A 23,020-nucleotide genomic window follows, 5' to 3' on the forward strand; every position below is an offset into this window, starting at 1 on the left:
ATGGAGAATTTAATTTTAAACAAAGTGAAAAAATGGTTTATTGATCGAGATCTAGAAAACGGGGGCCGACTAGATAAACAGTCATTAAAATTAAGTGAGGAATTTGGTGAGTTATGTGCAGGATTCTTGAAAAAGAATGAAGCACTAACAAAAGATAGCATTGGTGATTGTGCTGTGGTAGTTGTAGGTCTAGTATTGCTGATTAAAGAGGATGTACATGGCATCTTTGAAGAGGCTAATAATATTAGACGAAAAGAAGCAATGGACTGTTTCAAATTGCTAAATGCTAACATTTCAGAGTTTCAGCTATCTCAAGATTTAGCAAGTAAAAAAATGTGTCGTCATAACCTTGTGCGCATTGTTGCTTACTTGAAATCAATCAGCAATATATTGGGTTATGAATTTCTAAAATGTTTCACTGGGGCTTATAACGAAATCAAAGATCGGAAAGGCAAATGGATTGATGGATCGTTTGTAAAAGAAGAGGATTTGCCAGATGAATAAACAAGAGTTGATTGAACGGATAGAATGTTTAAAAAATCTTTTCGGAAATAAATCTGAATATGTCGAAATAGATACGGTAATTAGACTTATTTCTGAATTAGACGAACCGCAGGAAGTAGAGATCCCAATTTTTGTGGCGGATTTTATCACAGAACAGAAAAAACTAGGTCATACGCTGTCCTACTCAATAGATGCATGCATGTCTGATAGAGTTGCAGAATGGTATTGGGATAATTCCGAACTCTTCGCTCTTTCTTGGGTCAATGGCTACACGGTCAAGAAAGAGAAGCGGTATTATGTAAGATTTAAAGGGATGGAAAGTAATGATTTTAATTACTTAAACTTTATCAAATTTCAACGTGCTTGGGTGTTATCGTCGTTAAAAATTGACAAGAAATTTCGTACAGAACACACTCGCAAAGAGTTAGAAGATGCTGGTTTTGGATGGGTGTTTGATTGCCCAGGGATTGAGATTGAGGAGGTGGAGGAATGAATAAACAAGAGTTGATAAAACGTATTTCGGAGCTGCCTTATTCAGAAGGTCCTATAGCAGATACAGTCACAGTAAATAGAAATTGGATATTGGGATCTATAGAACAACTAGACGAACCACAGAAAGTCACAGTACCGCAGTTTGTAGCGGATTATATTAAATATGCTATAGAGAATGATTGGGATTTTCAAGATTTATTTAAGCGTATAGAAGACGAAGAAGATGAAGAACTTCTGATATGGGTTTATCACGAACGTAATCAAGAAACGCTTGCTGCCGCTTGGATCAATGGCTATACAGTCGAGAAAGAGAAGCGGTATCTGGTGAAGATGAAAGGCGTCGTTCCCAGTAGTGTGTACTTAAAACACGACGCCGAGGATAATTACTGGTATTTTGGCACTGATTCAGAAAAAGAAAGTATTATTATTAAACACACTAAAAAAGAATTAAAAGGCGCCGGATTCGACTGGGTATTTGATTGCCCTGGAATTGAAATTGAGGAGGTGTAGGAATAATGCCAAATTGGGCCAAAGGATCTCTTAAATTAAGGGGAAAAAGCGAAAATATTGCATCAGCATTGAATGAAATGCTATTAAGTGACACTGTAACATTAGAAGATGAATATGATGGCATTCTACTTAGATTCAACAACACAGCTCCCTATTTTTACATCAATGGAACAAGGCGAGCGTTTGTTGATCAAAAACAAATAGAAGTTTGGCTTGAACTTGAAAAAGAATTTTGTATCGTTGAACTTGATAATTTTAAGCAAGCATGGAGTGCTATTCCAGAAAATTATCAAGAAATTTCAAGTAAGTTTGATGTTGATATTAAAATTTTTACGTTTGAGTGTGGCATGGAATTCACACAGGAAATTGAAATTTCAAAAGGTGAAATTATCAAAAATATTTGTTATGAATACGATGATTATCAGTGGGAAGTTCCATTTAGCAATTTAGGAGGTTGAGGGATGAAACAACCTGAACGATACCTATCTAGACTTTTTATTCCTGAACTTATTGAAGACGAAGATATTATCTTCAATAAAGACAGTGAATATCACAAGCAGCAGAAGAAGGAAAAGAAGAATCCTATTTTTAAAAGAAATAAGTCCAAAAAAAGATGGGCGCTTTGAGGAGGTACAGAATGATTCCAAAATTTAGAGGTATATCTATTGCTGACGATAGCAAAGGTAAAATGCAATATGGTTATCTGATTGCAGATGGTGAACAAGCATTTATTATCAACGAAGTGGTAGAAGCTAATGAACAATACATCACTATAGGCTCTTGGTGTCCTGTAGATCCAAAAACAATTGGACAATCCACAGGCCGCAAAGACAAGAATGGCAAAGAAATCTTTGAGGGAGATATAATCCGAACAAGCGCTTATGGCTGTATTGTAGGCTTTGGTGAATATACCTACTTTGAAGATGACGACACACAAACAACAGAAATCGGATTTTACTTATCATTTCTAAACGTGACTCCTGCTACTTATGCACCTTTTGATAAATATTACTGGGATAATTGCGAAGTGATAGGAAATACTTATGAGAATGAACTAGATCTAATAATGTACGCAGCCTATAAATATAATAAAGAAATGAGCGAGGACAAAGAATGACACGACCAAACAGATACCCATACACAAAAAGTCAGTGGGAAGAAGAAAACGTTGATTATTTCACATACGAGGACGGCAGTTATTTTACAAGTCATGTTTTAAAAAATAGACTTACTAGAGAAATTAAGAGCATGGAGGTAAAACGATGACGATTGTGTTTTATTTAAAAGATGGCAATAGGTGTGAAGCGCACGGATGTAGTTGGGATGATTTGGATAGATTGGCCAGTCAATTTAATAATGGGCATCTAATGCGTGTTAAGGGTCTATATATCAATCCGAACGAGTTAATTTCTTATGTGGTATACGATGTTGAGGAAAAATAATGGATCTACAAAACTTTATATATTTACTATTCGCACTAGTCTGGCTCTCCGGTCTGATCTGGGCTAGTGTGATCGTTTTTAAAAACAGGGAGAAAAAATGATGAGTTTGGATAATGTACATATACCAATGCGAGCGAACAGAATTCTATCTATTTCCCAAATAAATGGCAAGCTTGAGATAGCCATACTTGGGGAAGAGTTTTTTGAAACCGATTCATACTTTGAAGATCTATACGATGCAGTGCTGCCATTTGACAATATAAGAGATTTAAAGCGTATTATTGATCATATCATCGATGTGGAGGACAATAAATGAGGGTATATGTTGTTAGGAAATACCATGGACGCTCAAGTTGGATCGATCCTAAACACTTAGCAAAATACATTGAGAAAGAATTTGAAAATAGACATGACGCACTTGCTTATCATGAAAGCTTGGGCTTGCAAGGAATTGTGGAAGTCTACACCAAAGAGGTAAATGAATGAATCTAAGAAGTAGATATGGATATTTAATTCTAGCCCTGAAGCAATATCCATTCGAGAAAGAAATCAAGGAACGGATTGAAGAAATTGAAGTACCTTGGAAGCCAACAGATCCAAATACAGGGATTAAGAGCAATAAGGTAATGACTCCAAAAGCTCTGTCCGATATCATCAAGAAAGAATCGGATCCAGAACTACATCGTCTCGAATTGCTCAGAGAAGCAATCAGCACTATCAAGATTTTGACACCAGAAAAACAATGGGCAGCAATCAAGGAAGTATACATTGATGGAACTCTAACTGTGGAAGGAGCATCGATTAAATACTTACATTGCAGTAAGTCTCTTGCATACAAGGAAGTGATTGAGCCATTCTTTAGTGGGCTTGAAAAGAAAATCTATGAACTATCTGTAAACACTAAGATTAATATTAATTTGGAAAAAAGTTAAAAATATAGTCGAAAGTGTGGAAAAAATTAAAAAATAAGGTGGTAAAATTATATCATCGGGTAAAACCGAACCGATGGATCCTTATGAAACGGGTTAGGAGTTAGCTCAGTTGGTAGAGCGGTCGGGTTATGACCGGCGTGTCACGGGTTCGAATCCTGTACTCCTATTATCAGCCAAGTCAGCACAAGCTGGCTTTTTATTTTGCCTAGGAAGGAGGTGGCACTGTGAACATTGTGGATCCTATTCGTGACAAAGATGATATCCAGGCAATGAAGGAATATCTTCGAGAATGGAATGAGCGAAACTATTTACTCTTTTTATTTGGTATCAATTCCGGATTGCGCGTAGGAGATATCTTGAGGATACGAGTAAAAGATGTGCAAGGTTGGTATATCAAAATCAAAGAGCAGAAGACCGGGAAAAGGAAACAGCTCAAGATGACAAAGACTCTGAAGAAGGAAGTCAGAGAATACATCAAAGATATGCCACTACATCATTATCTGTTTCAAAGTCGCATCGGGAAAAACAAACCGCTGGACAGGCGGACAGTCGATTGGATATTGAAGACCGCAGCTATCGAGTGTGGGATCGAGAATATCGGTACCCATTCGATGAGAAAAACATTTGGCTATCATTACTATAAAAAAACTAAAGATGTGGCAATGCTCATGGATCTATTTAATCATTCATCTCCTGCAATTACGCTGAGATATATTGGGATTAGACAGGATCAACGAGATAAAGCCATGTCTAATTTTGATTTATAGTTATCAATTAGACACAACGAGTAAAATGCTAATTGGTTTTATTAGTTACCTGCTATTCATTTATTTTACTGGCTTTTTAAAGCTGAGGCGAATCAGACAGAATATAAGATATGTCTAATTCAAGAGAGAAAAACAACATAGTTTTCAGAAATAATATAATGAATTTCAGAAATAGATAATTGAAAGTATGAAATGTTACAGAGGATTTAAGAATTGAAAGTAGATGTTTCGACAAGAGAAAGTCGCAGAGAGTTTTATCTTTCAAGATCATGGAGACAACTGAGACTCGAAGCAATGAGTCGAGATCATTTTGAATGCGTCTGGTGTCGAGATGAGGGGAAGGTGACTACAGATAACCTTGAAGTCGATCACATCAAAGAGCTGGAGTATTATCCAGAGTTTGCTCTAGATATTAACAATCTTCGTACTCTGTGCAAGGAGTGCCATAACAAGCGACATCATCGCTTTCAATTTCGTAAATCATCCAAATTGCAAAATAAAAATTTTCGTTCGGACGAATGGTGGGGATGAAAATTTAAAATTTTGAAAAATTCACAGACCCCCCGGTCGAAAAAAATCGAAAAAAATCGGTCTCTGGGAACCGGTGGGAGGGGTCGATTGTCCAAATGCAAAGCACTATTTTTTAAGGGGGAGGGGGCTCATGGAAGAATACTCAGAAAAAAATATAAAAGAATTGGAAAACCAGTTACTTTCCAAAATCGGCAATTTCAGCACACGAAAGAAAGATGCGATTCAGTACGAGAAAGTTCATCGCTATCTCTATCTGGTCCGTCTACTTTATGAATTGAAAGAACGACTCAAACAAGATGGATTAGTTATCACAGTTCACAATGGTCAGCAAAGATTTCAAAAAGCGAACTCGTTGATCAAAGAAATCAACACAACCAGCAATCAGCTACTAGCGATTGAGCGATCATTTGACTTTGAGGTTGAAAATTCACCAGTGGAGAAGAAACCACCATCAGACGGAAGTGATCTATTGTGATTTCTCATCCTCTGATTGATGAATACATCGAACTTGCCGAATCAGGAAAAATCAAAGTCAACAAAGAACGCTCACTGCTATTCAAAATCATCAAAGAAAAGATATATCCAAGGGATGATCTTTATTTTCACAATGAATTGATCGAAAAATATATTCAGTTCACTGAAAAGAATTTCTTTCCACTTGCTAAATATCAAAAATTCTTGACACCGTTTATATTCCTTTTCAGGAAAGAAGATGGCGAACCTCAATTCGATGAATTTCTTCTTACTTTGGCCCGTGGTGGTGGTAAGAATGGTTTTATGTCTAGTCGAGATGCGTTTTTTATCAGCCCACTGTATCCCATCCGAGATTATGATGTGACTATCACAGCCAATTCGGAGAAACAGGGGAAAGTATCTTTTGAAGAGGTTTATGAAACTGTCCAGCGAAGAGGACTGGAAGACCATTTTTATTTAACAAAGATGTCTATTACAGGCCGAGGGAACAACTCGGTCTTTTCTTATCGGACGAATAATCCGAAGACAATGGACTCAGCTCGTGATGGATGCCTTGAATTCGATGAAATTCACCAGTTTGAAAATGATTCTGCTGTTAAAATCCAGAGATCAGGACTTGGTAAAATTGCCCATGCTCGTACCTTCTACAATGGTACCAACGGACACGTCCGTGAAGGGTTCTATGACAAGATGATCGAAAAATCAATGAAAATCTTGAATGGAGAACTTGAGGAATTTCGCTTATTTCCGTTTATCTGCAAACTAGACGACCCGGAAGAAGTGGATGATATGAGCAACTGGCCCAAAGCGAATCCTATGCTGGATGAAACCACACCTTATGCCAAACGTCTGCTGGCCAGAACGAAAGCTGACTATGATGATTTGGAATTGGAACCATCAGGCAGACAGGAATTTATGACCAAGCGGATGAATCTGCCTGAAGCCGACATCGAAAAAGATGTGACCACTCGTGAAAAGTTAATGGCTGCATTGCGAAGCCCTGGCATAGATCTCTCAGGAAGATCTTGTGTCGCTGGCTTTGACTACGCAAGCATCAGAGACTTTGCCAGTGTTGGACTGCTATTTAAAAACGGTGATGAGTTTATTTGGAAGCAACACAGTTTTGCCAGAAAGCAATTTTTGGATATGTTTAAAATCAAGGCTCCAATCCGTGAATGGCAGGAGCAAGGGCTCTTTACTATCGTAGATGGTCCAAGTATAGATCCAAGATTACTTGTTGATAAATTAATCCAGTGGCGCAAGCTCTACAATATCGAAATTGTCTGTGCTGATGGATTTCGAATGGACTTGCTGAAACCATTGCTGGAAGAAGCTGATTTTGAATATGAATTTTTGCGAAATCCAGGAGCGATACAGTCGAAGGTGGCTCCAATTATTGAGGACGGATTTGCGAACGAAAGATTCATTTTTGAAAATGACAAATCAATGCTCTGGTATACCGATAATACCTTTGTGAAAGAAGACAAAGACGGAAACAAGAGATTTTTGAAAAAGGAACCGTTGAGACGAAAGACTGACGGCTTCCATGCCTTTATTGCTGCTCTCTACAAGAGAGAAATCATTCAGGAAAGTACGGTTGGAGACTTCCTTGACGTGATCGAAGATTGGGAATTTTAGAAAGGACAACAAAATGAACAAACGAATGAAGAAAAAACAACAACTCGAACAAAAGATTCAAGGGCTTGAATGTGAGCTTGCAGTAGTAAGCAAAGAAAACATTGAATTGTTGAACAAGATTGGTTCAATCAGTGCTGAATTGAATACTTTAAACCAGTCCGTGAAACGACATGAAGATATTTGTGGACAAAATGTTGAACAAACAAATAAAGAGTTCGAATCAATCAAGAAGGAACTAAAACGCTCCAAAAAGTCATTCTTTAAACGATAAAAAAATATCCGGGTGGGTGGTAGGCATAGAATTTTAGAAAGGAGGAGGTGCCTTGGGATGGCTAAATTTATTCAAGCGAGAAGTTCCGGAACCGAGTTTTGAGTTTGATGAGCTGGAGCGGATTTTTGGAAATCTGCAACTAAAGAGCCTGTCGATTGACAAGGCTGCTGAATTTGTGGCCCGTATCTTTGCAAGATCTGAGTTTAAATTCATCGAGAATGGGAAAAAGAAGGCTACTGATTGGGATTATCTGTTAAATGTAAGGCCCAATAAAAATGAATCAGCTTCTGAGTTTTGGCAAAAGGCGGTTTATCGCTTATTGACCAAGAACGAAGTACTAATTTTCTTGTCGAATGATGATCAGTTATTGATTGCTGACTCGTACATTCGACAGAAATATGCTGTGTTCGATGATACATTCACATCTGTGAGTTGTCAAAACTATACTTTCCAGAAACCATTCAAGATGAATGAAGTCATTTTCTTGCAATACAACAACAATCGTCTTCAAGAATATTTCACTCAACTCTTCAATGATTACGAAAAACTACACACTCGACTAGTCGAAGCGCTTGCACGGAATAATCAAATTCGTGGAGTACTCAGTACTAGAACGAATGCAAGTTTTGACGAATCAAAACGTGAAAAGATGCAACGATATGCAGACGGTCTCTTTAAATCATTTACGACCAAGACCGTAGCAATTGTTCCAGCTCAAGAAGGAATGGAATATTCTGAACTGACCAACACTACCGGGACATCAAATCTATCAGTAGATGAACTCAAGAAGCTTCGTAGGCAATTTGATGATGAGGTAGCTGACATCTTAGGGATTCCCACTGCTCTGATGCATGGGGACATGGCTAATCTGGAAAATAGTCAGAAGATGTTTAATAGCTATTGCTACCAGTCGCTTGTGAAGAAAATGAGCGATGGTCTGAACTTTGCTTTGCTCAGCAAAAGTGAATACAAAGACAATAAGCGCCTTGTCATTGTTGGTGAAGGGCAAAGAGATAAATTCTCGCTTGCTCAAAGTATTGACAAGCTGATTTCTTCTGGTTCCATGCTTATCAATGAGGTCCGTGAGGAACTTGGCCTTGAAGCTGTACCGTGGGGCGACAAGCCTCTGATCACTAAGAACTATCAACTTGGTGAGGATGTAGAGAAGGGAGGTGAGAAAGAAGATGAAAGTGATTCCGATTAAAGGAACAATCGTGTCAAACGATGATGTTTGGCTTTATGATTGGTTTGGTTGGGACTGTACCGCTCCTAAAAATGTAGTATTACCGGAAACTGGTGAGGACATCGAAGTTCACATCAATTCAGGGGGAGGAGATGTATATGCAGGTAGCGAAATCTATACTGCATTACGGGCCTACTCAGGGAAAGTAGTTGTTAAAATCGTGGGAATTGCTGCAAGCGCAGCGAGCGTTATCGCAATGGCTGGTGATGTCGTAGAAATTAGCCCTACTGCTCAAATCATGATCCATAACGTGTCATCACGAGTTGACGGAGACCACAACACTCTACTTCATGAAGCTGGAGTGCTTGAAGGTTTTAATAAGTCAATCGCAAATGCTTATGTTGATAAAACTGGAAAAGCATTAGATGATTTATTGGATCTGATGAACAAGACTACCTGGTTTGATGCTGAATCAGCAGTAAATCAAGGATTTGCTGACAGGATCATGTTTGCTGGAGAAATTGCTCCTACATTTGCTGCAAGCGAAACTCCAATGATCCCACATGATTTTATTGACAAGATGAAGTCAGCAATGACTCCTGATGTTGATAAAATCGCTGATCTTGTAGCGAATAAGCTAGAAGCTCGACAAATCGCAAGTGAGACTTTTAAAAATAGCGAATTTGTACAGAAAAAATTCAATATTCCAGAAAGTCCAGAAAATAACACAAACGAGGCTGTACCGAAAGGGTTCAGTCTTTTTGCATTTTAGAAAGGAAAAATACAATGACAATGAAATTATCTAACAAATTCAACGAAATTCGTCAGAACTTCTTGAACGCTGTAGCAAATGGCGCACCTCAAGAAGAACAAGCGAAACTCTACAATGAAATGATCGAGTCGATGACAAACGAAATGATGGAGCAAGCTCGTCATGCCGCTCATGAGGAAGTTTCAGCAATGAATCCTTATGATGCTAAATTGACTGCCGAAGCTCGTGAATTCTTCAACGACATCGAAAAAACTGCTCCTGTAGGAGTAGAAAAACTCTTCCCACAAGAAACTATTGACCGTATCTTTGACGATATGGTTAAATCTCGCCCTCTCTTGCAACATATTGGCTTGCGCAATGCTGGCATCCGCCTTAAATTCCTCAAATCGACTCAAACTGGTACAGCTCTTTGGGGCAAGATCAATGGGGAAATCCAAGGTCAATTGAAACAAACCTTCAACGAAGAAGAAGCTATTCAAAACAAGTTGACTGCATTTGTAGTCATTCCTAAAGATTCTGAAAAATTCGGTCCGGCTTGGTTGCAATCATTCGTATCTACTCAAATCACAGAAGCGTTCGCTGCTGCTTTGGAAGCTGCCTTTCTGAACGGTGATGGGGACGACAAGCCTATCGGTCTTTCTCGCACTCTTACAGGAACTGCAGCAAGTGGAAAAACAACTTATGCAGAAAAATCTGTTGAAACTGCAAAACTTACATTTGCGGACTCTGCTACAGTCGTTAAGGAATTGACAAATGTTTACAAATATCACTCTGTTAAAACTGACGGTAGTCCAGTAGCGGTTGAAGGAAATGTTGTGATGGTTGTCAATCCAGCGGATGCATGGGATGTCAAAAAACAATATACGTCACTTAACGCTCAAGGTGTGTATGTGACAGCAATGCCATACAACTTGATCTTGGCTGAGTCAGTTGCTCAAACCACTGGCAAAGTGACTACATTTGTCAAAGGTCGCTACGATGCATTTGTAGGTGGCGGAATCGAGTTTGGTCGTTATACAGAAACCTACGCTCTCGAAGACTTAAATCTCTACACTGCTAAGCAATTCGCTTATGGTAAGGCTCACGACGAAAAGACTGCTGCTGTTTGGAAATTGGAAATCAAATAATAGGTGGTGACACCGAATGGAAGAAACAAAACAATTTCATCCGCTTCTAGCAGTATTTAAGGAGCGGATGAAAATCTTTCATGATGCTGAAGACGGGAATCTTTCAAGGATGTTGACTTCATCCGAAAAAGCAATTCTCGACTTAACAGGAGCTTTTGATTTGTCAGATTCTCGCACTGAAGAGCTTGTTTTGGAACGTGCAAGATATCTGTACAATGATCAGGTCGAGTTTTTCTTTACGAATTTTCAAGGAGAACTCCTTGAGTTATCACTTCAAAATCACCCAATAGGAGGAAAAGAGTGCTAGAAACAATCCAAGATTTCTTTGACTTGAAAGAAAATGTCGTTCGACACGTTGGAGACATTTTTGAAGTTGATGATGATCGAAAAAACGAATTGATGAAGAAATTACCTGATTTTGTGAAAGAATACGATTTAGTAGCTTCGGACAATCTAAACGAAGATGTAGTTGTGGAAGATGAATAAGCCTGAGTTTAAATACAAAAAGCCAGAAACCAATACAAGCGAATTAAGAACTCCAGTAGAGTTTTATAACTCAAAAGTACTTGAAGGGTTAGATGGCAGGGATGTGAGTTTTGAGAAAGTATTTTATACATTCGCAAAAATCTACTCGCCTAGTTTAAAGGATATCGAAATTTCAACAGGGAAATCAATGACTGCAAGGATGACCTTAAAAATAAGAGATCCTTTAACAAGTTATCAACCTGACAATAAGCATTTTGTGCAAGTAAATGATCACCGATTAGAAAATAAAAAATGGCAGATCATTGACGTTCGTCCCGATTATGACAACCGTGATTATTTAATTGTTGTTATTGGTGGATCAAATGACTAGTGGCGCTACATTAAGAGGCTTCGATGAAGTCATCCGGAATTTAGAAGCAAAGCTTGGCGATGCGAAAGTGAGAAGGTCTGCGAATAGAGCTTTGAAAGGCGCAGCAACCGAAACACTTGAAGACTTTAAAGTCGCTCTACAAGTTTTCAAAGATACCGGAGAAACAATTGAAAGCGCAACAGTCGGAAATGTAACGGGTGCTTTTGAAGGAGTGCCAATGGTTAAACTCGGTTTTGGTGCTGGCTCACGTTGGCGATTAGAACATTTGAACGAATTTGGATATGCCAAAAAGGCTCATCCAAGAGGATTCGGTGTTATCCGAAGATTTTCGGAAGCCAACAAAGAAAAATTTAAATATCGCTTAGCAACTAAATTGAAAGGAGAAGGGCTTGGATGATTAAAGACAAAATATCAGAAATATATGATGCTCTGATGAGCGATGAGGAACTTTCTAAAATCACTATCAAATCATTTGAGCGTCCTGAAACCTTACCAACAGATCAGACGAGTATTGTTATTATCCCACTAGGGCCACCTATCCAAAGTGACCAGGGAAGCAATACAAGCTTTTCAAAAACATTTCTTTATCAAATCAATGTTGAATCGATTAACCGAATTGAATGCAAAAAAATGCAAGGGTTAGTCGAAAAGGTGATGGAGTCACAAGGATTCTATCAAATTGCTGGGGGTCTAGATGAATGGATCCCTGAAATCAAACGCTATGCAGATGCCAGAACTTACAAAGGGAAGAGCAAGCTGTATGACGATTATTAGAAAGGAAATTTAATATGACACAACAAAAACAAGGAACTGCTACAGTTGGTTTTAAAAGCCTTACAGTTCGAATTTTGGATGGGAATCAAACCCCAACAGAGGGAGAAAACCTCTTTATCATCCAAGGTAAAAAAGGAGAAGGTGCGACTCAAACCGCAAAAATCTCTGGTCTTGCCGTTGACCCTACAAAAACATTTGGAAGCAATATCGCCTACCATGTGAACAACCGTGGAGTCGGAGATGTCAAGGTAGAACTTGGTCTCTTGGACATTCCAGTAGCGCTTTACGTTAAAGCTCTCGGCTACGAAAACGATGATGATATCCTTGACTTTGGAGCTGACACAGTTTCAAAAGATGTTGCGATCTTGCTCGAATCAAATACCGCAGATGGTGGTGGAGCTTACTACGGTTTCTACAAAGGGAATCTTTCAATGGATGCAATCGATCTTAACACGATCAAAGATAAAGCTGATGAGCTTGCTACTACAGATGTATCATTCGCTGCAGGCGCAAGTACTGATGAGCAAACCAAGAACAAGTACGGTACAATGTACTTTGGTAGTGATGAAGCAAAAATCAAGAAATTGAAAGCAAAACTCGGTATGGCAGCAGCAGGATAATAATTGGGGCATTTAGCCCCTTTATTTATCTTTATATCGTTGTAAACCTTTACAATTATTGATATAATAAGTTGTGGAGGTTTTGTTATGAAAAATAAGAAAAATACAGTTTTAATAACATTAACAATTATGATCACTCTAGTTTCCATTGTACTTGCTATTATGCTCGTAAATTCCAACAATCAACTTTCTAAGGCACACAAGGAAATAGAGAGCGTAAAGGAAGAGAAGGACAGAGCTGTCATGGTAAAAGATAAGCTCTCTACATACGTATCAAATGTAGATCACGATTTATTTCTGGAAGCAAATGATTTTGTTCTTGGAATGAATTCATTGACTAGCTACAAATTTGGTGACGGAGTTCTTTTCGACAAAACTCAAATCGCTGTCAGCGAACCGAAAAAACAAACTTCCGGAATGCTTGCGATGAACCATGACTCTAAAAGTTTCATCCCAGTAACGGTAACACTGACTATAAAAAATAACGACTCATCGAATATTGAATTCAATCCAGGTAAATTCCTTGCGAGCGATGACAAAGGCAATTATCTTGCTTATGATTCCGTTATGTCTAACGATGATACCGTTTCTGTTCAATCGGATAAAAGTGTCGTCATACAAGCCGGGAAAGAGGCAACCATAGCTATATTTTATGCGATGGATAATGACCATTCGGATAATGATGTCAATAAAATTGAATTTTTAAATAAAACTTGGACAAAATGAAATAAGCACCATTCGGTGCTTTTTTAATTATAGAAAGGCAAACAATGTCAAAAATTACATTTACCATGAAGAACGAAGCTGGAGAAGATGTACTTTACTCTAGTAAAGAAATTACTACTCGTGATTATCGTGATTACCTTGTATTGAACGACTCACTCACATCAGACAAGACAGAAGTCGAAAAATTGGATCAACAATTAGGCTTCATTGCCTCACTATTCGAAAATGTGACAGTAGAGCAATTACTAGAACATACTGATTTTGCTAAAATCATTGAAGTGTTCACTGAAATCTATGCTCATCTTGTGGGTGATGTGGACCCAAAGGGGAAAAAATAGATCCTAAAGATGCATTAAAACGTTTCTACAAATTCGTTAAGGAAGTTGCTGATGGACCATATAACATGAATGTCCATGATGTGATGGAATTAAGCTGGGAAGATCTGATCGGAATTATTGATCTTGATAAAGATCAAACCGAAAATGCGTCTTTAGATCTAGCTGACATTTTTGGAGAAATGGAAGCATAAAGCCTCTTTGGGCTTTTTTTGTTTGTAAAAGGAGGAAAAATGGCAGGTGGAACGCCACTAGGACAAATGTATATCGAACTAGGGCTGGACGTGTCAAAGTTCAATCCTAGCTTAACAAGTGCAAAGAACGCTGTGAAGTATTTCCAAAATAATGTCAAAGCGCTCGATAGCACATTAAAAAACAATGGTAAGAGTACTGAACTCCTCAAAGCAAAATACAAGTCTTTAGGACAGGCCATTGAAGCACAAAAGAAGGTACTCGATCAAATGAAGCAGAACTTCGACAAGCTCGATCCTGGATCTGCTAAATTTGACAAAGCTGCTGCTGATATTGAGCGAGAAAATGCAAAATTGTCAGCAATGGAAGGACAACTCTACAAAGTAGAGCAAGCCTTGAAAGCTGTTGGACGTGAAAATAGCTTTTTTGGTAAAATGGAAAACTTTGGGAAGAACCTTGTCAAAAATGGAGATAACATCCAAAAATTTGGCAAGAAAGTTTCCGACTTTGGAGGAACATTAACCAAAGGTGTGACAGCTCCGTTGATTGCAAGCGCAGGATTTGCAGTTAAGGCTGCCGTGGATTATGAGTCTGCCTTTGCCGGAGTTAGAAAAACGGTTGACGCTACTGAGGGCGAATATAAGAAGATGTCAAATGCTATTCGTGAGGCATCTAAGACAATGCCAGCGAGTGCTGCGGACATTGCGAGAGTAGCGGAAGCGGCAGGTCAGTTAGGGATCAAAAAAGAAAACATTGTTGACTTTTCGAAAACCATGATCGACCTCGGTGAATCTACCAACTTGACTGCTGATGAAGCTGCTACCGCAATGGCCCGTTTTGCAAACATCACTCAGATGCCACAATCTGAATTTAGACGACTAGGATCAACTATTGTTGACCTCGGAAATAATTTTGCAACAACTGAATCTGAGATTCTGGAAATGGGCTTGCGGTTAGCAGGTACAGGGCATCTGGTAGGATTGACTGAACCGCAGATTTTAGCAGTAGCAACTGCTATGAGTTCCGTGGGTATTAACGCAGAAGCAGGGGGTAGCTCATTCTCTCGTGTCATGCAAAAAATCAACACGCAAGTCCTTTCTGGTGGTAAAAAGCTAGAATTATTTGCGAAAGTATCTGGAATGAGCGCTCAAAACTTTGCTCATGAGTGGAAAACAGAACCACAAATCGCCTTATTAGCATTTCTTGACGGATTGAAAAAAGTCAAGCAGTCTGGTGGGGATGTAACCCAAACTTTAAAAGAACTGGGTATCAAATCAACTCAAGAAGTAGATACTATGCAACGTATGGCTGGTGCTGGAGACTTGCTATCACGAGCCTTAAAAACTGCAAATGGAGCGTGGAAAGAAAATACAGCCCTCACGAACGAAGCCAAAAAGCGCTATGAGACTACAGAATCTCAATTAAAAATCTTTAAAAACCAGATTACTGATTTGGCAATTGAATTTGGCGGACCGCTTCTGAAAGCAATGAACTCTGGCTTGCAGGCTGCAAAACCTTGGGTCCAAAAATTGGCGGACATGGCCAAGGCATTTAGTGAAATGAGCGAGTCTCAGCAACAGAATATCATTAAATGGGGATTACTTGCAGCAGGCGCAGGCCCAGCCTTATCAATCCTTGGCAAAGGTATCGGAGTTATCGGAGGTATCACTAAAGGTATCGGATTCCTAACTCAAGGAATTGGGAAAGTTGGAGGAGGTCTTTCTGTTTTAGGCAAGACATTCCAATTATTTAAACAGGGAAGCAGTCTTTCTTCTGCATTTAAAACCGCAACTACTGGTATCACTGCGACAAGTACTGCTGCAGAAGGTGCAGTAGCTTCTACTGGTCTATTAGCAAAAGGGATCGCACTACTTGGGAACCCTGTCACCTGGGGAGTCCTAATAGGCGGTGTTGCTGTTGGTGTGATTGCTGCAGTGGCCAAAGAAATGGCAGACGCAGACGAGAGGACTCGGACCTGGGGAACTTCGGTAAACAAGGTCCAAGCAGAGGAACTATCGAAATTAAAAGCTAAAATCGATGATGCCCATCAAGCAATGATTGGTTTTGGAAACGGTGGATCTCAAGCCGTTGAAAATGTCCGTAAGAGTGTGCAAGGACTTTCGAGTGATCTGCAAAAGGCAATTGATAAGGATCTCCAACGCACTCAAAAAAACCTTGAGAAAATTGGAGCTTCTGAAGAAGTCCAAAAACGTGCTGTAGCACAAGCAGAACAGCAGAAGAAAAACGTACAGACAATGACTGATGAGATCATCCAGATCTATCAAAATGCGTCTGACAAAAAACGTAAGATCACTCGTGAAGAACAAGCTCTCATTTACGACTACGAGAACCAATTTATCAACAAACAACTGGAAATACAGAAATTTTCTGCAGATGAGCGCACAGCCATCATCAAAGCGATGAATGGTCAAATAAACGACTTGAACGAAACCCAGCTAAGGAAAGGATCCGGAGTCGTTGCTAAATGGTTGAAAGATGAGATCAAACTTTACGAAGACCAGACAAAAGCTTTAAAAGAAGAGTATGACAAAGGAACTCTCAATAAAGCTGAATATAACCAAAAAATGGAAGAGTTAAGCGCTCAACACAAGTCCAAAATGGAAGCATTTGGCCGTGAGTATGCCGCTCTTCAAAAGAAACTGAGTGAAAAAGTCCCTCTTAATTTTGGTGATGATCGACAACGTGAGTTATATTTTAGCCAATTACGAAAAAGTTGGGCAGAACTTGGACTCGATTATGACAAGATGATGGCCAAGGCAGACCAATTTGCTGACATCGTAGGTCGCTCATCAGGTCTTGTCGCTAAAAGTGTTCAAAACATGTCACAAGAGACAAGGGATGCAAATCTCTTGTGGAATGGAATGGTATTTGATCCTAAAACTGGACAAGTCAAGACCAATGCGCAGGAAGAAGTCACAAAAGCATTGCAGGCTGAAAACGGCTGGGAGAATATGCAATTTATTCTCAAGCATGCCAATCTTGAAACAAATGCCAAGATGACAATCGGTGAAGCCTTGGTTGAAGTCGGTAAATGGGATAGCTTGACCCCGGCAGAAAAAGAGTTAGTAGTCGGAAATCATCAAGGTATGCAAGCCATTCTTGATAACAAAACATTGCTGGATCAATATAATGCCATGCCGGCAGAAGTAAAAGAATTGTTGATGAAAAACACAGCATTTCTTGAGTCTGGCGAACGTGCGAAAGCCGTTTTAGAACATTGGAATCAGTTGACACCAGCAGAAAAGGAATTGATTGTTAAGGATGCTGCTAGTGATAAGATGGAGCGTGTTAAACTTGCCGCACAAGCCTTAACCGGAATGAATCCAGTAGTTAACCTTGATGCGAGCGACAAGACACAAACTGCAATCGCAAGTGCATTAGCAAGCATCACAACTTTACCAACACAACACAAGACAGATCTGATTGCTACTCCGGATGGTGTAACATTAGGAAGCAACCAAGCAATGGGAGCTTTAGGACTGTATAATAATTTTTCTGTTCCTACAAAACAAATTACCGCTGATCCAAGCAATGCGAATAATGCTGCACAACAAGCGATTAATAAGCAACAAGAATGGAACAGCACACCGTCTCCTGTCAAACCACAGTTAGGTGATCCAACGGGTGCTATCACTGCTGCACGACAAGCGATTGATAATCAAAACGCTTGGAACGCTACACCAAGCCCAACTAAGCCTATAACAGGCGATAGCACTAGTGCGGTTAATGCTGCGAACAGTGCTACCAATGCTATCAACGGCATCCCAACAAGTCACCACACGACTATCACAGCTACAGAAGTAGTAAATAAAGTAGTTAACTCATTCTCCCGTGTTTTTGGATCAAGACATGAAAAAGGTACGAACTTCCACGAAGGTGGACTCGCAATGGTTAATGACCAGCGAAATGCGGTCTATAAAGAAATGGTAACATTACCAGATGGAAGCTCATTTATACCAGATGGACGGGACGTTGTACTCAACTTGCCTCGTGGATCCAAAGTATTGCGAGCCGATAGAACTAAGCGACTGATGAAAAATCTTGGTTTCCCAAGGTATGCCACAGGGGTCGGAATTCCGGAAGATGCCAAATTCTTGCGAGAAATGAAAAATGCCAGCCAGCAATTTTTATTTAAAGAAACATCAAACGGAAATAGCTACACTGGTGAAAATATCGTTGCTGAGATCGCAATTCTGAGAGCAAGTTTAGAAAAGATCCTTACGGCTATCCTTGAAAAACCGTCAGAAACCTATCTGGACGGTGATGTTTTAGCGCAAAACAGCTATCAAAGATATTCTAAAATCATGGCAAGGGAGGGAATCTAATGTTTAACATGATTATAAATGGATTTGACACTGGATCAATCCCAAACTGCTATGTGACGGATTTCGGAGAAGACCAGACGGCCACACCAAGGGTCGAATCAAATACGATTTACGGGGCAAATGGAGATTATAATCTTTATGATGGAGCTTTTGACGGATACGATAAGACAGTAAGTTTATACGTTGTCAAAACAAGTGAAATCGAAATGATTGTCAATCAATTCAAACAAGAGGAAAATAAAATAGAGTTTAGTCATCGGCCAGGCTCTATTTTTTATGCAGATTTTCAGAGCGCATCATTTAAACAGAATGGCTTACATGCTTGGACTTTAGAAATAAAGTTAAAGATGCATCCATTCCGCTACTTAAATAATGACGCTGCAGTCACCTTGGCAGGTAACGGCACAATAAATAACCCAGGAACTGTATATTCTGAACCAGTCATCACAATTGAGGGCAATGGAGATGTCTCTCTAACCATTGGGAAGCAAACCATGCAACTCACGATTGATACAAAAGCAACAATTGACTGCCGTCATAAAAAGCAAAATGTCTATGACAAAAATGGAAATCTGAAAAATACATTGAGAAAACGAGGTGGTTTTTTCGAAATTGCTCCAGGCACATCTGGTATCGCAGTTTCAGGCACCGTCTCAAAAATCACAATCAAAGGAAATTGGAGGTATAAAGTATGATCTATCTGCAAGAGGGTAACTTCCCTCTTAATGAAGCTTTTAGCTCCGAAATCGTTCAGGAAGCTAACAGCACCTACCAGCTTACCTTTAAATTTCCCACATCAGACCCCAAATGGGCATCGTTAATTCCGGAAACAGAATTAGTTGCTGATGACTTGCACGGAGAACAGTACTTTACTATCTTTGAAGTCGAAAAGCAACACGGATATGTCACAGTATACGCCAATCAAGTAGCTACATTGTTAAATGGTTATTCTATCAACAAGATCAATGTCGATCGAGTGAATGGAGCAACCGTAATGAATGCGCTTGTTGCCGGGTTCAAACGAGAAACACCATTCACATTCTTTTCTGATGTGATGTCAAAACACACCCTTAATTTAAAAGATATCTCAGCGATGGAAGCTTTGGCCAAAGACAAGCACTCCATCGTTGGGCAGTGGGGTGGAGACCTTGTCCGGGACAAGTACAGCGTCCGATTGCTAGAACATGGTGGAATCGAAAACGAATCATTATTTGCCTACAAGAAAAATATGAAGTCGTTCCAAGAAACAAAATCCACCAAAGAGTTGAGAACACGGATCCATTTTAAAAAGGTTATTGAAGCACACGAAGAAGGGAAGAAAGATCAAATCCTAACCGTGACCATTGATAGCCCACTGATCACTAAGTACAAGCATATTTACGAAGCAGATATGGAAGTACAAGATCAGGATGTCGTGGATCAAAAAACGCTTGAGGAATACGGCAAGCGCTATTTTCGAGAAACTCTGTGTGACATGATCGAAGAAAGCCTTGAGATTGATGTTGTAGGCCAGGCAGATCAACCAGTACACATGTTCGATATCGTGAGCATCTTCCACGAGAGCTACGATGTCGATTTGCGAAAAAAGATCACGAAATACAAGTTTAATCCAATGAGCAACAAACTTGTCAGCATCGGATTTGGCGAAGTTGCTAGAACTTTAGCAGACTCTATCTCAGGAATGGTCAATGACTCCGTTGACAAGAAAATGAAGTCTTATGATGCAGAATATGAAGCGAAAGTGCAGAAGCTTGTAGATAATGCTAATGCTGAGTATGACAAGCAAGCGAAAGAGCTGGAACATAAAATCACAGACGGGATTGAGCAAGCCAAAGCACAAGCTGAAGTGGTCAAGCAGGAAATTTCGGCTAAAGTAACTGAGAAAATCAATGCAGCAAACCAAGCAAACAAAAATGAAATTGTAGAAGAGTTCAGGGCTCGATACAATGGCATTGAAGTCAATATGCAAGGACTGAAAGCTACTACTGATCAATTAAAAACCAGTGATGCAGACATCCAGAAGCTGATCAATGATTTCAAAACTCAAACGCAAAGCCAATTTGTCGGTGTCCAAGGCGCTCAATCACGCTTTGAGCAGACGACTGAGAAAGCCATATCTGACCTGATCAATGTAGCCAATGGCAAAGCAGATCGCTCTTATGTCGAGCAGACGGTGAATGGAATTAAAGAGCAACTTACCTCTTCGACAATCGGTGGGCCTAACTTAATTCGTGATACTGCTTATAAAGAAGGTACGAAATATTTTGGTAGCAATGGGATTGCAAAAATAGGAAACCATCCATTCTATTTTAACGGCTCAAAACCAATACTTATTTTCTCTAATAATGACCAAACCGAAAAAGTAATAAGTTCTAACCGGTTCTTATTAGAAAAAAATACAGATTATACCCTTAATTTTAGGGGTTTTAATAATTCGGCTTTGACGTCCTATGATGTCTTTATCCTTGGCCGTCGTAACGGTGAAACCCAAGGCTTCACCATTGTCAAACAGTTGATTAATGGTAAAAAATTAAGCACTAGTGAACTAGAAAGTGTATCAGTCCAATTTAATTCCGGAGATATTGATAATGCCTATTTACGTTTTGATAATAACGGAACAAATGGCGGTCAATCTGATTTATATATTGCAGAAATTGACCTTTATAAAGGGACTCAAAAAAGGCCGTGGCAACCAGCACTTGAAGATCAAGAATATTTAGTAACACAGGCTCAAGCTACTTTTGAAAGAACTATCCAAGGTCTCTCGACCCAATTAACACAACTAGAGAGCAAAGCTGGTCCAAATGGCGAACTTGAACAGCGCATGCAGACCTACTCTGAGAAGGCTGCAGTTGATGCCCTGAAAGCAACAAGGCAGATTCTAGAGCAAGGCTACATAGCAAAAGCTAAATATGATGAAGATGTAGCTGGAATCAATCGAAGATTTGAAAGTGTTGCGACAGATACAACACCAGACAATCTTATCAGATTTGCGGACACATTAACTGAATACAGTGTATCCAATAATAATAATAATAATAGGCTTTCAAGGTCGGAAGACGGAATCTTCAAAATGAAAATTGATGGGTCTCCGTCCACAACATGGCTAGGACCTTGCTTCCCAATCTATATTGATCGTATTTTGCAAGGTGATGTATACTCTATCGCATTTGATTACATGATCAAATCTAGTGTAGAGGTAGACAAAGGACTAACATTTGCATTAAAAAACCATTCAAACAATACTGCCATATTTGCTCAAGGTTTTGCTGACAAAAATACACCGAAAGATAGGTGGATTCGAGCAGAATTCCATTTCACTGCCAATCGTGATTTTGAGTTTAACAAAACAGGTAATTTCCCATTCTACATCTATGCTATCAATAACGGAGAGTTTTGGGTACGGAATCCAATTTTAGTCCGTGGATCTAAGATCCCAGCATTTAGGCCCAGCCCACTGGATAAAGCTGGCACTTCAGAGGCTAAAATTGAGTCTAAGATTGCTGAATACAGACAGACGGTGGATGGACAGTTTACAACAATCACAAACCAAATTGGTGATATGTTGAGAAAAACGGATATCCAAATCACACCAAGTCAAATTTCCTTTGGCACTGGAAAGAGCATCAACGGGAGAACAATCAGTTCCTTAATGGTACAAGAGCCAGAATCCATTGCCTTGATCGCTCAATTGATTAAAGTTAAGGGTGACATGGTAGTTGATGGATCCATTTTGGGCCGTCATATCGCAAGCGAGAGCGTGGAAACTGGGCACATGAAGGCTGGATCGGTTACTACACCGGTTTTAGCTTCGAACTCAGTAACGGCTGATAAAATGCTAGTAGATTCTGCCATGATTAATAAATTGGTGACAAACCAAGCATTTATCAGAGAGTTAATGGCCCAAAAAGCCTTTATCACGCAACTTGCCTCAATCGACTTTTCTGCAGAACGAATTAAAGGTGGTAGGTTAGAATCGAATACTGGATCTCTGGTATTCGATTTAGATAATAGTGCGATGAACATGTTGACTGACACAGCAGTTATCAGACGTGTTTTCAACAACTTTCCTACTCAGTTTATTAGATATGGAACTCATATCGAAAACGGAAACAGATTTTCGAAGACCATCATCGGATCAAACCGTGACGGTACGGAAAATAGTGGGAACAGGACATTTAGTGGCATCGAGATCTACAACAGCACGAATGAAGACGTTGAAGATTATACTAAGTTTTATGCAGATAAGTTGTATTTGCAACACAGTGAATACAAGCAAGGTTGGATCATTCAAAATGCTGGTAAACCAAGAATTGCACCACTAAACGGCACAACATACTCAGAGATGATTGCATCTGATTTTAGATTGATCTACACAGCAGATGGTAATCATAGAAGTGTCGGAACTTATTTATGGGATCTGCTCACATGTTTTGGCACCCTGCAGAAATATGGCTGGGATCTCAAAAACAGTGCTGCTCAAAGACACATCGGTGGTGTCCTTTCGAAATATAACTACAGATAGGAG

General features: G+C 39.4%; 29 protein-coding genes and 1 tRNA gene. All 30 read left to right on the plus strand.

From position 1 onward, the window contains the following. The 30 genes from HMPREF9186_RS10325 to HMPREF9186_RS10985 all read left to right on the plus strand — a co-directional run bounded on the left by HMPREF9186_RS10325 (position 1) and on the right by HMPREF9186_RS10985 (position 23,017). Positions 1 to 504, plus strand: coding sequence for a hypothetical protein (locus HMPREF9186_RS10325; protein ID WP_009732604.1), 504 nt, complete (start codon positions 1 to 3; stop codon positions 502 to 504). Then, positions 497 to 997: a DUF1642 domain-containing protein gene (locus tag HMPREF9186_RS10330; protein WP_009732605.1), complete on the plus strand. Its 501-nt coding sequence runs from the start codon at positions 497 to 499 to the stop codon at positions 995 to 997. Before HMPREF9186_RS10325 ends, HMPREF9186_RS10330 begins: the two co-directional genes overlap by 8 nt. After that, positions 994 to 1,506: a DUF1642 domain-containing protein gene (locus HMPREF9186_RS10335; RefSeq protein ID WP_009732606.1), complete on the plus strand. Its 513-nt coding sequence runs from the start codon at positions 994 to 996 to the stop codon at positions 1,504 to 1,506. The genes HMPREF9186_RS10330 and HMPREF9186_RS10335 overlap by 4 nt, the downstream gene beginning before the upstream one ends. 5 nt (positions 1,507 to 1,511) lie before the next feature. Next, positions 1,512 to 1,964 carry a hypothetical protein gene (locus HMPREF9186_RS10340; protein WP_009732607.1) on the plus strand — a complete coding sequence of 151 codons (453 nt, stop codon included), beginning with the start codon at positions 1,512 to 1,514 and terminating at the stop codon, positions 1,962 to 1,964. Between the two features lie 3 nt (positions 1,965 to 1,967). After that, entirely contained in the window at positions 1,968 to 2,132 is a 165-nt protein-coding gene (locus tag HMPREF9186_RS11580; protein ID WP_009732608.1) for a hypothetical protein, read from the plus strand. Positions 2,133 to 2,143: 11 nt separating this feature from the next. Beyond that, entirely contained in the window at positions 2,144 to 2,623 is a 480-nt protein-coding gene (locus HMPREF9186_RS11260) for a YopX family protein (protein WP_009732609.1), read from the plus strand. 145 nt (positions 2,624 to 2,768) lie between these two features. Continuing rightward, a complete protein-coding gene (locus HMPREF9186_RS10350) occupies positions 2,769 to 2,948 on the plus strand; it encodes a hypothetical protein (RefSeq protein ID WP_009732611.1) in 180 nt (59 codons plus the stop codon). Between the two features lie 97 nt (positions 2,949 to 3,045). Beyond that, the gene (locus HMPREF9186_RS10355; protein ID WP_009732613.1) at positions 3,046 to 3,264 is read left to right on the plus strand and encodes a hypothetical protein; all 219 of its coding nucleotides are present in this window, start codon (positions 3,046 to 3,048) and stop codon (positions 3,262 to 3,264) included. Continuing rightward, complete coding sequence (locus HMPREF9186_RS11510; RefSeq protein WP_009732614.1) at positions 3,261 to 3,434, plus strand: hypothetical protein; 174 nt, start codon at positions 3,261 to 3,263, stop codon at positions 3,432 to 3,434. Before HMPREF9186_RS10355 ends, HMPREF9186_RS11510 begins: the two co-directional genes overlap by 4 nt. Further along, positions 3,431 to 3,880: a RinA family phage transcriptional regulator gene (locus HMPREF9186_RS10360; protein ID WP_009732615.1), complete on the plus strand. Its 450-nt coding sequence runs from the start codon at positions 3,431 to 3,433 to the stop codon at positions 3,878 to 3,880. Before HMPREF9186_RS11510 ends, HMPREF9186_RS10360 begins: the two co-directional genes overlap by 4 nt. A gap of 94 nt (positions 3,881 to 3,974) precedes the next feature. Continuing rightward, positions 3,975 to 4,047: transfer RNA gene (locus tag HMPREF9186_RS10365), tRNA-Ile, on the plus strand. Positions 4,048 to 4,104: 57 nt separating this feature from the next. After that, positions 4,105 to 4,647 carry a site-specific integrase gene (locus tag HMPREF9186_RS10370; protein WP_009732616.1) on the plus strand — a complete coding sequence of 181 codons (543 nt, stop codon included), beginning with the start codon at positions 4,105 to 4,107 and terminating at the stop codon, positions 4,645 to 4,647. A gap of 213 nt (positions 4,648 to 4,860) precedes the next feature. Beyond that, a complete protein-coding gene (locus tag HMPREF9186_RS10375) occupies positions 4,861 to 5,178 on the plus strand; it encodes an HNH endonuclease (RefSeq protein WP_037614215.1) in 318 nt (105 codons plus the stop codon). A 130-nt stretch (positions 5,179 to 5,308) separates the two neighbouring features. Then, positions 5,309 to 5,653 (plus strand): hypothetical protein, encoded by a 345-nt coding sequence (locus HMPREF9186_RS10380; protein ID WP_009732618.1) that lies wholly within the window; start codon positions 5,309 to 5,311, stop codon positions 5,651 to 5,653. Then, on the plus strand, positions 5,650 to 7,290 hold the full coding sequence (locus HMPREF9186_RS10385) for a terminase TerL endonuclease subunit (RefSeq protein ID WP_009732619.1): 1,641 nt from the start codon (positions 5,650 to 5,652) through the stop codon (positions 7,288 to 7,290). Before HMPREF9186_RS10380 ends, HMPREF9186_RS10385 begins: the two co-directional genes overlap by 4 nt. Positions 7,291 to 7,303: 13 nt before the next feature. Then, entirely contained in the window at positions 7,304 to 7,561 is a 258-nt protein-coding gene (locus HMPREF9186_RS10390) for a hypothetical protein (protein ID WP_009732620.1), read from the plus strand. Positions 7,562 to 7,613: 52 nt separating this feature from the next. After that, positions 7,614 to 8,765: a phage portal protein gene (locus HMPREF9186_RS10395; protein ID WP_009732621.1), complete on the plus strand. Its 1,152-nt coding sequence runs from the start codon at positions 7,614 to 7,616 to the stop codon at positions 8,763 to 8,765. Further along, positions 8,746 to 9,516: a head maturation protease, ClpP-related gene (locus HMPREF9186_RS10400; RefSeq protein ID WP_009732622.1), complete on the plus strand. Its 771-nt coding sequence runs from the start codon at positions 8,746 to 8,748 to the stop codon at positions 9,514 to 9,516. The genes HMPREF9186_RS10395 and HMPREF9186_RS10400 overlap by 20 nt, the downstream gene beginning before the upstream one ends. A 14-nt stretch (positions 9,517 to 9,530) precedes the next feature. Beyond that, positions 9,531 to 10,643, plus strand: a complete 1,113-nt coding sequence (locus HMPREF9186_RS10405) for a phage major capsid protein (RefSeq protein ID WP_009732623.1) — start codon at positions 9,531 to 9,533, stop codon at positions 10,641 to 10,643. A gap of 16 nt (positions 10,644 to 10,659) precedes the next feature. After that, entirely contained in the window at positions 10,660 to 10,950 is a 291-nt protein-coding gene (locus HMPREF9186_RS10410) for a phage gp6-like head-tail connector protein (RefSeq protein ID WP_009732624.1), read from the plus strand. Beyond that, positions 10,944 to 11,129, plus strand: a complete 186-nt coding sequence (locus HMPREF9186_RS10415) for a hypothetical protein (protein ID WP_009732625.1) — start codon at positions 10,944 to 10,946, stop codon at positions 11,127 to 11,129. Before HMPREF9186_RS10410 ends, HMPREF9186_RS10415 begins: the two co-directional genes overlap by 7 nt. Next, entirely contained in the window at positions 11,122 to 11,499 is a 378-nt protein-coding gene (locus HMPREF9186_RS11585; protein ID WP_009732626.1) for a hypothetical protein, read from the plus strand. The genes HMPREF9186_RS10415 and HMPREF9186_RS11585 overlap by 8 nt, the downstream gene beginning before the upstream one ends. Further along, on the plus strand, positions 11,492 to 11,896 hold the full coding sequence (locus HMPREF9186_RS10425; RefSeq protein ID WP_009732627.1) for a hypothetical protein: 405 nt from the start codon (positions 11,492 to 11,494) through the stop codon (positions 11,894 to 11,896). The genes HMPREF9186_RS11585 and HMPREF9186_RS10425 overlap by 8 nt, the downstream gene beginning before the upstream one ends. Further along, on the plus strand, positions 11,893 to 12,273 hold the full coding sequence (locus HMPREF9186_RS10430; protein ID WP_009732628.1) for a hypothetical protein: 381 nt from the start codon (positions 11,893 to 11,895) through the stop codon (positions 12,271 to 12,273). The genes HMPREF9186_RS10425 and HMPREF9186_RS10430 overlap by 4 nt, the downstream gene beginning before the upstream one ends. Positions 12,274 to 12,287: 14 nt before the next feature. Continuing rightward, positions 12,288 to 12,893: a major tail protein gene (locus HMPREF9186_RS10435; RefSeq protein WP_009732629.1), complete on the plus strand. Its 606-nt coding sequence runs from the start codon at positions 12,288 to 12,290 to the stop codon at positions 12,891 to 12,893. 87 nt (positions 12,894 to 12,980) lie between these two features. After that, the gene (locus tag HMPREF9186_RS10440) at positions 12,981 to 13,619 is read left to right on the plus strand and encodes a DUF4352 domain-containing protein (RefSeq protein ID WP_009732630.1); all 639 of its coding nucleotides are present in this window, start codon (positions 12,981 to 12,983) and stop codon (positions 13,617 to 13,619) included. A 44-nt stretch (positions 13,620 to 13,663) separates the two neighbouring features. Then, the gene (gpG, locus tag HMPREF9186_RS10445; RefSeq protein WP_009732631.1) at positions 13,664 to 13,957 is read left to right on the plus strand and encodes a phage tail assembly chaperone G; all 294 of its coding nucleotides are present in this window, start codon (positions 13,664 to 13,666) and stop codon (positions 13,955 to 13,957) included. A 230-nt stretch (positions 13,958 to 14,187) separates the two neighbouring features. Beyond that, positions 14,188 to 18,492, plus strand: coding sequence for a phage tail tape measure protein (locus HMPREF9186_RS10450; protein ID WP_009732633.1), 4,305 nt, complete (start codon positions 14,188 to 14,190; stop codon positions 18,490 to 18,492). Then, on the plus strand, positions 18,492 to 19,187 hold the full coding sequence (locus HMPREF9186_RS10455) for a phage tail family protein (RefSeq protein WP_009732634.1): 696 nt from the start codon (positions 18,492 to 18,494) through the stop codon (positions 19,185 to 19,187). The genes HMPREF9186_RS10450 and HMPREF9186_RS10455 overlap by 1 nt, the downstream gene beginning before the upstream one ends. Beyond that, positions 19,184 to 23,017, plus strand: coding sequence for a phage tail spike protein (locus HMPREF9186_RS10985; protein ID WP_009732635.1), 3,834 nt, complete (start codon positions 19,184 to 19,186; stop codon positions 23,015 to 23,017). Before HMPREF9186_RS10455 ends, HMPREF9186_RS10985 begins: the two co-directional genes overlap by 4 nt. The last annotated feature ends 3 nt before the right edge of the window (positions 23,018 to 23,020 follow it).

The organism is Streptococcus sp. F0442 (assembly GCF_000314795.2).
Taxonomy (GTDB): domain Bacteria; phylum Bacillota; class Bacilli; order Lactobacillales; family Streptococcaceae; genus Streptococcus.

Coding starts and splice junctions, on each gene's coding strand:
- HMPREF9186_RS10325 (WP_009732604.1), top strand. CDS start 1: ATGGAGAATTTAATTTTAAACAAAGTGAAAAAATGGTTTATTGATCGA.
- HMPREF9186_RS10330 (WP_009732605.1), top strand. CDS start 497: ATGAATAAACAAGAGTTGATTGAACGGATAGAATGTTTAAAAAATCTT.
- HMPREF9186_RS10335 (WP_009732606.1), top strand. CDS start 994: ATGAATAAACAAGAGTTGATAAAACGTATTTCGGAGCTGCCTTATTCA.
- HMPREF9186_RS10340 (WP_009732607.1), top strand. CDS start 1,512: ATGCCAAATTGGGCCAAAGGATCTCTTAAATTAAGGGGAAAAAGCGAA.
- HMPREF9186_RS11580 (WP_009732608.1), top strand. CDS start 1,968: ATGAAACAACCTGAACGATACCTATCTAGACTTTTTATTCCTGAACTT.
- HMPREF9186_RS11260 (WP_009732609.1), top strand. CDS start 2,144: ATGATTCCAAAATTTAGAGGTATATCTATTGCTGACGATAGCAAAGGT.
- HMPREF9186_RS10350 (WP_009732611.1), top strand. CDS start 2,769: ATGACGATTGTGTTTTATTTAAAAGATGGCAATAGGTGTGAAGCGCAC.
- HMPREF9186_RS10355 (WP_009732613.1), top strand. CDS start 3,046: ATGATGAGTTTGGATAATGTACATATACCAATGCGAGCGAACAGAATT.
- HMPREF9186_RS11510 (WP_009732614.1), top strand. CDS start 3,261: ATGAGGGTATATGTTGTTAGGAAATACCATGGACGCTCAAGTTGGATC.
- HMPREF9186_RS10360 (WP_009732615.1), top strand. CDS start 3,431: ATGAATCTAAGAAGTAGATATGGATATTTAATTCTAGCCCTGAAGCAA.
- HMPREF9186_RS10380 (WP_009732618.1), top strand. CDS start 5,309: ATGGAAGAATACTCAGAAAAAAATATAAAAGAATTGGAAAACCAGTTA.
- HMPREF9186_RS10390 (WP_009732620.1), top strand. CDS start 7,304: ATGAACAAACGAATGAAGAAAAAACAACAACTCGAACAAAAGATTCAA.
- HMPREF9186_RS10400 (WP_009732622.1), top strand. CDS start 8,746: ATGAAAGTGATTCCGATTAAAGGAACAATCGTGTCAAACGATGATGTT.
- HMPREF9186_RS10405 (WP_009732623.1), top strand. CDS start 9,531: ATGACAATGAAATTATCTAACAAATTCAACGAAATTCGTCAGAACTTC.
- HMPREF9186_RS10410 (WP_009732624.1), top strand. CDS start 10,660: ATGGAAGAAACAAAACAATTTCATCCGCTTCTAGCAGTATTTAAGGAG.
- HMPREF9186_RS11585 (WP_009732626.1), top strand. CDS start 11,122: ATGAATAAGCCTGAGTTTAAATACAAAAAGCCAGAAACCAATACAAGC.
- HMPREF9186_RS10425 (WP_009732627.1), top strand. CDS start 11,492: ATGACTAGTGGCGCTACATTAAGAGGCTTCGATGAAGTCATCCGGAAT.
- HMPREF9186_RS10430 (WP_009732628.1), top strand. CDS start 11,893: ATGATTAAAGACAAAATATCAGAAATATATGATGCTCTGATGAGCGAT.
- HMPREF9186_RS10435 (WP_009732629.1), top strand. CDS start 12,288: ATGACACAACAAAAACAAGGAACTGCTACAGTTGGTTTTAAAAGCCTT.
- HMPREF9186_RS10440 (WP_009732630.1), top strand. CDS start 12,981: ATGAAAAATAAGAAAAATACAGTTTTAATAACATTAACAATTATGATC.
- gpG (WP_009732631.1), top strand. CDS start 13,664: ATGTCAAAAATTACATTTACCATGAAGAACGAAGCTGGAGAAGATGTA.
- HMPREF9186_RS10450 (WP_009732633.1), top strand. CDS start 14,188: ATGGCAGGTGGAACGCCACTAGGACAAATGTATATCGAACTAGGGCTG.
- HMPREF9186_RS10455 (WP_009732634.1), top strand. CDS start 18,492: ATGTTTAACATGATTATAAATGGATTTGACACTGGATCAATCCCAAAC.
- HMPREF9186_RS10985 (WP_009732635.1), top strand. CDS start 19,184: ATGATCTATCTGCAAGAGGGTAACTTCCCTCTTAATGAAGCTTTTAGC.